General features: G+C 72.1%; 7 protein-coding genes and 1 pseudogene. 2 read left to right on the top strand and 6 right to left on the bottom strand.

What is annotated here, in order from left to right:
* From ABNT58_RS08975 to ABNT58_RS08985, 3 genes and pseudogenes are all read right to left on the bottom strand, one after another.
* A pseudogene (locus tag ABNT58_RS08975) lies at nucleotides 1-1,420 on the bottom strand (efflux RND transporter permease subunit); the annotation flags it as partial.
* A gap of 16 nt (nucleotides 1,421-1,436) precedes the next feature.
* Nucleotides 1,437-2,828, bottom strand: coding sequence for an MdtA/MuxA family multidrug efflux RND transporter periplasmic adaptor subunit (locus tag ABNT58_RS08980; protein WP_348753150.1), 1,392 nt, complete (start codon nucleotides 2,826-2,828; stop codon nucleotides 1,437-1,439).
* A 108-nt stretch (nucleotides 2,829-2,936) separates the two neighbouring features.
* On the bottom strand, nucleotides 2,937-3,449 hold the full coding sequence (locus tag ABNT58_RS08985) for a TlpA disulfide reductase family protein (RefSeq protein ID WP_348753151.1): 513 nt from the start codon (nucleotides 3,447-3,449) through the stop codon (nucleotides 2,937-2,939).
* Nucleotides 3,450-3,460: 11 nt separating this feature from the next.
* Here ABNT58_RS08985 and ABNT58_RS08990 point away from each other — a divergent pair, with 11 nt between their 5' ends.
* Nucleotides 3,461-4,144: a DUF4197 domain-containing protein gene (locus ABNT58_RS08990; RefSeq protein ID WP_348753152.1), complete on the top strand. Its 684-nt coding sequence runs from the start codon at nucleotides 3,461-3,463 to the stop codon at nucleotides 4,142-4,144.
* Here the strand turns inward: ABNT58_RS08990 and ABNT58_RS08995 are convergent.
* Entirely contained in the window at nucleotides 4,141-5,280 is a 1,140-nt protein-coding gene (locus ABNT58_RS08995; RefSeq protein WP_348753153.1) for a hypothetical protein, read from the bottom strand. The two genes, ABNT58_RS08990 and ABNT58_RS08995, sit on opposite strands and share 4 nt — an antisense overlap.
* Nucleotides 5,281-5,517: 237 nt before the next feature.
* Here ABNT58_RS08995 and ABNT58_RS09000 point away from each other — a divergent pair, with 237 nt between their 5' ends.
* Nucleotides 5,518-5,757 carry a hypothetical protein gene (locus ABNT58_RS09000; protein ID WP_348753154.1) on the top strand — a complete coding sequence of 80 codons (240 nt, stop codon included), beginning with the start codon at nucleotides 5,518-5,520 and terminating at the stop codon, nucleotides 5,755-5,757.
* Nucleotides 5,758-5,781: 24 nt separating this feature from the next.
* Here ABNT58_RS09000 and ABNT58_RS09005 read toward each other — a convergent pair whose 3' ends face one another.
* Both ABNT58_RS09005 and ABNT58_RS09010 read right to left on the bottom strand, forming a co-directional pair.
* Nucleotides 5,782-7,110: a cytochrome c gene (locus tag ABNT58_RS09005; RefSeq protein ID WP_348753155.1), complete on the bottom strand. Its 1,329-nt coding sequence runs from the start codon at nucleotides 7,108-7,110 to the stop codon at nucleotides 5,782-5,784.
* A complete protein-coding gene (locus tag ABNT58_RS09010) occupies nucleotides 7,107-7,841 on the bottom strand; it encodes a c-type cytochrome (RefSeq protein WP_348753156.1) in 735 nt (244 codons plus the stop codon). Before ABNT58_RS09010 ends, ABNT58_RS09005 begins: the two co-directional genes overlap by 4 nt.
* Nucleotides 7,842-8,055: the final 214 nt, after the last annotated feature.

Genomic DNA, 8,055 nt, shown 5'->3' on the forward strand with positions numbered 1-8,055 from the left:
ATGGCCAGCGTGATCGCGAATTCGCGGAACAGCCGGCCCACCACGTCGCCCATGAACAGCAGCGGAATCAGCACCGCGATCAGCGACACCGTGAGCGAGATGATGGTGAAGCCGATCTCTGTCGCGCCCTTGACGGCCGCCTGCATCGGCGGGTCGCCTTCTTCGATGTGGCGCGCGATGTTTTCCAACATGACGATGGCGTCGTCCACCACGAAGCCAGTGGCGATCGTCAGCGCCATCAGGCTCAGGTTGTTCAGGCTGTACCCCAGCAGGTACATCACGCCGAAGGTGCCCACCAGCGAGATGGGCACCGCCAGGCTGGCGATGACGGTGGCGCGCAGGCTGTGCAAAAAGCCGAAGATCACCAGCACCACCAGCACCACGGCCAGCACCAGCTCGAACTGCACATGCTCCACCGAGGCGCGGATGCCCCGCGTGCGGTCGGCCAGCACCTGCACTTCCACGGCAGCCGGCATGCCGGCCGTGAGCTGCGGCAGCCGTGCGCGGATGGCGTCCACCGTCTGGATGACGTTGGCCCCCGGCTGGCGCTGCACGTTGATGATGATGGCCGGCACCAGCGGCCCGCCGGCCTGGCCCGACCAGGCGCCCAGGCGCACGTTCTCGGCGCTGTCCACCACCTGGGCCACGTCCTTCAGGCGCACCGGTGCGCCGTTGCGCCAGGCCACGATCAGGTTCTTGTACTCGTCGGCCGTCAGCAGCTGGTCGTTGGCATTGATCGAGTACGAGCGCGTGGCGCCGTCGAAGCTGCCCTTGGCGCCGTTGGCATTGGCCGCGCTGATGGCGCTGCGCACGGTGTCGATGGCGACGCCGTAGGAAGCCAGCGACTGCGTGTCGGCCTGGATGCGCACCGCCGGCCGCTGGCCGCCGGACAGCGTGACCAGGCCCACGCCGCTGACCTGCGAGATCTTCTGCGCCAGCCGGGTGTTGACCAGGTTCTGCACCTCGGTCAGCGGCAGGCTCCTGGAGGTGACGGCCAACGTGAGCACCGGCGCATCGGCCGGGTTGACCTTGGCATACACCGGCGGCGCCGGCAGGTCGGCCGGCAGCAGCGAGCTGCCGGCGTTGATGGCGGCCTGCACCTCCTGCTCGGCCGAATCCAGCGACAGGTCGAGCCCGAACTGCAGCGTGATCACCGACACGCCGGCCGCGCTGGTGGAACTCATGCGCGCCAGCCCGGCCATCTGCCCAGCTGGCGTTCCAGCGGCGCGGTGACGGTCTGGCTCATCACCTCGGGGCTGGCGCCGGGGTACAGCGTCTGCACCTGGATGGTGGGGTAGTCCACCTGCGGCAGCGCCGACAGCGGCAGGAAACGAAAGCCCACCAGCCCGGCCAGCAGGATGGCCAGCATCAACAGCGAGGTGGCGACCGGCCGCTGGATGAAGGGACGCGACGGACTCAGGGCCATGACCGGCCGCTCACTCGCTGGCCGCGGGGGCGGCGCCGCTGGCGCGGCGGTGCGGGCGGCTGGCGGCGCCTTCGGGGGCGGAAGCGCCGCGGCCGGGGCGCGAGGCCCCGCCGCCAGGCGCCGATGCGCCGCGCTGCGGCCGGTCGCCGGCCACCGTCACGCGGGCGCCGTCCTTCAGGCGGTCGGCGCCTTCGGTCACCACGGTCTCGCCGGCCTGCAGACCGCTCGTCACCTGCACCCGGTCGTTGGTGGCCTGGCCGCGCTGCACGGCGCGCTGGCTCACGGTGCGGTCTTCGTTCAGCACGTACACGAAGTCGCCGTCGTTGCCATGGCGCAGCGCCGCCACCGGAATGGTCACCGCGTCGCGCACGCTGTCCAGCTGCATCTGCACGTTCACGAACTGGTTGGGAAACAGCGTGCGGCCGGCATTGGCAAAGCGCGCCTTGGCCTTGACGGTGCCGGTGGTGGTGTCGATCTCGTTGTTGAGGGTGGAGAAGCTGCCCGTGTCCAACACCGTGGCGCGGCTGCGGTCCAGCGCCTTCACCGGCAGCTGCGCACCGGCGGCGATGCGCCGCTCGATGTCGGGCACGCGGTCCTGCGGCACCGCGAACTGCACGTCGATGGGCGCCAGCTGGGTGATCACCACCACGCCGTTGGCATCGCTGGACGACACCACGTTGCCCACGTCCACCACCCGCAGCCCCACGCGGCCCGAGACCGGCGCGGTGATGCGGGTGTAGCTCAGGTTCAGCCGCGCCGTGCCTTCGGCCGCACGGTCCGACAGCACCGTGCCTTCCAGCTGCTTGACGCTGGCGGCCTGGGTGTCCACGTCCTGGCGGGCGATGCTGTCCTGCTTGAGCAGGGTCTGGTAGCGCTCCAGCGTCAGCCTGGCCAGCTGCAGCTGGGCTTCGTCGCGCTGGCGCTGGCCTTCGGCCTGCATCAGCGCCAGCTCGAAAGGGCGCGGGTCGATGACGGCCAGCACCTCGCCGGCCTTGACCATCTGCCCCTCACGGAAGCGCACTTCCTTGAGCACGCCCGAGACCTGCGGCCGCACGGTGACGGTGGCCGAGGGCGTGACGGTGCCCAGCGCCTCGATGACGATGGGGATGTCGGTGCGGGTGGCGCGGGCCACGCCCACGGTGGTGGCCGGGCCGCCGCGGCCCATGGCCATGCCCGGCGGGCCGCCGGGGCCGCCCGGGCCACCGCCGCCCGGCGGTCCGCCGGCCGCACCCGGGGGCGCGCCGGTGGTGGCAGGGCGGTGGGTCAGGTACCAGGCCAGGCCGAACAGGGCCAGCAAGGCCAGCAGCGCAACGATGCGGCCCACCCAGCGGGCGCGGCGGTTGGGGCGCCGTTCAGCCGCGGCAGCCGGGGTGGCCGCGGCCGGTGTTTGTTGTTCTTGCATTCAAGGTCCTCTTGGCCCGGGCGGGCGGGGACGATGATGCCTTCATGCCCGGGCGCGCGCCGGACGGGGATGAGAACAGCGGCGGTTTGCCGGCGTATTGCTGAGTGGCTAGGCTTCCGCCAGCAGCTGCTCCACCAGCTTGTGCAGGGCCGCGAAGTCGGGCGCGCCCACGTAGCGCTTGACGATCTCGCCGCGCTTGTTGATCAGGTAGCTGGTGGGCGTGAGCTGCACGTCGCCGAAACTGCGGGCGATCTCGCCGGTGTTGTCGATGGCCACGCCGAAGGGCAGCTTGCGCGTCTCGGCGAAGCGGGCCACGTAGGCCGGCGGGTCGTAGCTCATGGCCACGGCCACGGTCTCGTAGCCCTGGCCCTTGTACTTGTCGTAGGTGGAGACGATCTGCGGCATCTCGGCGACGCAGGTCACGCAGCTGGTGGCCCAGAAATTGACCAGCACCACCTTGCCGCGCAAGGACTCGGTGCTGCCCTTGCTGCCGTCCAGCAGCGTGTACGACACTGCGGGCACCGCTTCGCGCGGGCCGAAGGCCTGCCAACCCAGATAGCCGCCCGCTGCAACGAGCAGGCCCACAGCGACGGCTGCGGCGGTGTGTTTGACAGATTTCATGGACGGTTCCGATGAGAAGGCGTGATTTTATGGCGGCGGCCCTGCCCACGGGCATGGTCGGGGGTTTGCTGGTGGCGCAGCCGGCCTGGGCCTTGAGTGAAAGCGACGCCGCGATCGGCGTGCGCACCGCCATCGAGCGGGGCGCCGAGGCGGCGGTGGGCCTGCTCGGCCGCAACGACGGCTTCCTGGGCAACCCCAAGGTGCGCATCGAGCTGCCCGGGCCGCTGCAACAGGCGGCGGGCTTGCTCAAGGCCACCGGTCAGGGCGGCAAGCTCGACGAGCTGGTGACAGCGATGAACCGTGCCGCCGAGGCCGCGGTGCCGAAGGCGCGCACGCTGCTGGTCAATGCCGCGCGCTCGATGTCGGTGGAAGACGCGCTGCGCATCGTCAAAGGCGGCGACACCTCGGTCACCGATTTCTTCGCGGGCAAGACGCGCGAGCCGCTGACGCAGCAGTTCCTGCCCATCGTCGGCCGAGCCACCGAGAAGGTGTCGCTGGCCGCCAAGTACGACGCGGTGGCCGGCCGCGCCGCCAAGCTGGGCCTGCTGAAGGAACGCGATGCCGACCTGCGCGGCTACGTCACCGCCCGCGCGCTGGACGGCCTGTACCTCACGATCGGCGAGCAGGAACGCGCGATGCGCCGCGACCCGGTGGGTACCGGCAGCGCGATCCTCAAGAAGGTGTTTGGCAGTTAGGACCCCAAACGCTTGCCCAGCTCGTGCACCAAGGCGGCGGGCAGCGTGCGGGCCAGCGCGTCGCGGCCCACCTTGGCGATCGGGCGGCCGGCGCCGTCCGAGATCTCCAGCACCGAGCCCTGTTCCTCGATCTCGATGAACGGGAAGTCGGGCACGCTGGCCAGGATCTCCGAGCGCAGGATGTCCAGCCGCAGCCCGCGTACCAGCGCCGCATAGGCGATGGTGTGCGGCAGCCCGCCGTGGCAGAAGTCGCGCGCCTCTTCCACCGAGCCGGCGAAGTCCAGGATCAGGCCGAGGTGCTGCACTGCCTCGCGCACCTGGGTGCGGCGCTCGCGGCGCGGTTCGATCACCAGCAGGCTGGCGCCGGCCAGCGGCCGGGTGCTGGTGGCGTGCTGCACCGGCGGTTCGGCTTCCGGCGCGCTGACGCCTTCGCCCAGCGCATTGACGGTGCGCGGAAACTCGATGCTCACCAGCGCCTGGCTGGCGGTGTCCTGCCGGTCCAGCCGCAGGCCCATCGCGCGGGCGGTCTGCTGCAGCACGCGCCAGCGCAGCGTGTCCAGCGCCGGGGCGGGAAAGGGCGCGGCCGGATCGGGCACGCGGTCGGGCGGCGTGTGGTGGAAGCGGCAGGTCAGCAGCGCATGCGGCGGCCAGGCCTGGTGGTCCAGCGTCAGGTGGATGGGCGCACAGGCGCCACGGCCGGCCCAGTCCATCAGCGTGTGCAGCAGGCCGAACAGCAACGAGGGGTCGACCAGCACTTCGGCGGCCTTGAGCTGTGCGCGGGCATTGAGGCCGCGGGCGGTGAGCACGCCGGCATGCTGCTGCAGCACTTCGCTCACCAGGCCGGCCAGTTCCACGCGCTCATGGCTTTGGCGCAGGCGGCCACCGGTCAGCCGCGCCAGCTGCTGGGTGGCCATGGCGGCGGCGCGCGCCTCTTCCACTGCCTCGCGCAGCGGGGCCGCGTCGTGGCTCTCCAGTCGGCCGGCCTGCACCAGTGCATCCAGCCGCGCGGCCACGCGGGTCAGGGGGCCGGCCACTTCGGCGCCGGCTTCTCCCAGCACCTGGGTCCAGGCGGTGTCGTCGTGCCGTGCGCCGGTGGCGGCGCTGGCGGGCAGCCGGGCGGATTCGGGTAATTCCATGGGGTCCTTCAGGGGCCCGCTGCAATTGAAACCAGTTGCTTCAGGGCGCTGGCGCGATGCTCGCGCGTCAGGCGGTCATCGTCTCCCCATGATCTGGGGCTGGCGCCCGACAGTGTGAACATGCTTCGTGAAATGCTTCACGGCACTCACCCTTGCGGTGGATGGTCAGCGCTCAAGTTCCGTGGCCGGGCGCCGGGTGTATCGTGGGCCCTCCGCAGTACAACCCATAGCCCATCCATGCAGAAGCCGGCCCGTTTCCTGGTCATCATCGACGCCGGCGGCGGCATGGTGGCCCGCCTGTTCGACGACCAGCGCCACCTGGTGACCGAGATCGACGCCTCCACCGAAGAGGTGGTCGTGATGACCGCGGCCCTCAAGCCCGAGCGCAGCGCGGGCCAACCCGAATGGAACGACGCCCTGCGCGGCCACAGCGCCGAAGAGCGCGCGGCGGCACAGGTGTACACGCTGGACGTGTAGCGCCCGGCTTGGCGCAGCGCTCGCTCAGTACCCCCCGCCCGTCGACCCGGTGCGGTAGCGGTTGATCTCGAAGGTGCTCAGCGGCCCGGCCTGGTGGCCCCAGGCGCTGCGCAGGTAGCTCAGCAGCGTGGCCACTTCGTCGTCGTTGAGCACGGTGGCAAAGGGCGGCATGCCGTAGGGCCGCGGGTTGCCGGCGGTGGCGGGCGGAAAGCCGCCGGCCAGCACCACCCGCACCAGGTTGGCGGGCGGCTCCATCGTCACCGTGCGGTTGCCGGCCAGCCGGGGGTAGATGCCGGGCACGCCCTGGCCCTGCTCGCCATGGCAGCTGGCGCAGTGGTTGGCGTACAGCGTCTGGCCGCGGGCCAGGCGGTCGGCGCCCGCGGCAGCCGTTTCACGCCGGGGGGCCGGCGCCGGCTGCTGCGGCAGGCCGCGCAGGTAGGTGGCCATCGCGTTGAGGTCGTCGGTGCGCAGGTGCTGGGTGCTGTTGAGCACCACCTCCGCCATCGGCCCCACCACCGAGCCCTGCGGCGCCACGCCGTGCTGCAGCAGCGCCACCACGTCGGCCTGCGGCCATTCGGCCACGCCGGCCTGTTGCGGCGAGTTCAGCGCTGGCGCGTACCAGTTCTGCATCGGAATCAAGCCGCCGCCCAGGTCCAACGTGTTGCGGGTGGCGCCCAGCACGTTGCGGGCGGCATGGCAGGCGTTGCAGTGGCCCAGGCCCTGCACCAGGTACGCGCCGCGGTTCCATTCAGCCGACTGGCGGGTGTCGGGCTCGAAGCTGGCGGGGCGGAAGTACAGCGTGCGCCAGGCGGCCAGCGCCAGCTGGGTGTTCACCGGAAAGCGCAGCTCGTGCGGCCGCGCCGGCTGGGCCACCGGCGGCAGGCTGCGCAGGTAGGCGAACAACGCGTCCGAATCGGCTCGCGACACATGCGTGAGGTTGGGATACGGAAAGGCCGGGTACAGCAGCCGCCCGTCGCGCGAGCGGCCCTCGTGCATCGCCAGCCAGAAGTCGTCGGCCGACCAGGCGCCGATGCCGGCCTGCACGTCGGGCGTGAGGTTGGTGGTGTAGACGGTGCCGAACGGCGTGGGAATGCCCAGCCCGCCGGCGCCCGGCGCGCCGCCGCGTGCGGTGTGGCAGGCCATGCAGTTGCCGGCGCGGGCCAGGTAGGCGCCCTGGGCCACCAGCTCGGCGCTGGGGGCCGGCAGCTGCGCCGCGGGGCGGGCCGCATCGCGGCCGTCGTGCAGTTCCCACAACACGCGGGCGCCGAACGCGGCGCCGGCCACCAGCACCACCGTGGCCACGCCCAGCAGGGCCCGGCGCAGCCGGCTGCGGGATGGGCGGGCGGCGCTCATTTCGTGCCCTCCGGCAGGCCGCCGCAGCGCAAGGGCCAGCTGGGCGGTGGCACGGCCACCGGGTGGGTGTCGGCCGGCAGCGGCTGCGCGGCCAGGTAATGCGACACGGCGCCGATGTCTTCGGGCGCCAGGCTGCGCGCGATCTGGCCCATGCAGTCGGGCTCATGGGCCTTGCGTTGGCCGGTGCGCCAGGCGCCGAGCTGGGCATTGAGGTAGTCGCGCGGCAGGCCCAGCAGGCCGGGCACCGCGGGCGCAATGCCGGTGAGCGCCGCGCCATGGCAGGCGGCGCAGGCCGGGATCTTGCGGCCGGGGTCGCCCTGCGTCACCAGCCGCTGGCCGCGGGCGCGCTCTTCGGGCGTGCCGGTGGGCGCCTTGGGCGCGGGGTAGGGCAGGTCGAGGCTGGCGAAGTAGCCGGCGATCTCGTGCAGGTAGTCGTCGGTCAGCGGCACCAGCAGCTCGCTCATCAGCGCGTAGTGCCGGCGACCGTCGCGGAAGTTGGCCAGCTGGTTGTAGATGTAGCCGGCCGGCTTGCCGGCGATGCGCGGGTAGTAGCCGTCGCGGGCGGCCCGGCCTTCCTTGCCGTGGCAGGCGGTGCAGGCCTGCATGCGCTGGGCCATCGAGTCTTCCACCGCCGCGGGCGGGGCCGGCTGGGCGCTGGCCGGGCTGATGCAGGCGGCGGCGCCGGCCAGGCCGGCGGCCAGCAAGGCCAGCGTGTGCAGGAGTGAGGTCATGCCACCGAGGTTAACTGCCCGGTGACCACCTTCGCTTCGACGTCAGCTGCGCAGCGGCGCGGTGGGCGAGTACACCGGGGCCACGCTGGGGGTGGTGGCCGGTGCCTGCGAGCTGGGCGGCTGGGGCGAATACACCGGTGCCGGCACGTTGGTGCGCGGCACGGTGCCGGCCGGCGCGCGGGTGACACGGGTCTTGCCGCCGCTGGTGACCAGG

Origin of the sequence: uncultured Aquincola sp., assembly GCF_964001545.1 — a bacterium.
GTDB lineage: Bacteria > Pseudomonadota > Gammaproteobacteria > Burkholderiales > Burkholderiaceae_C > Aquincola.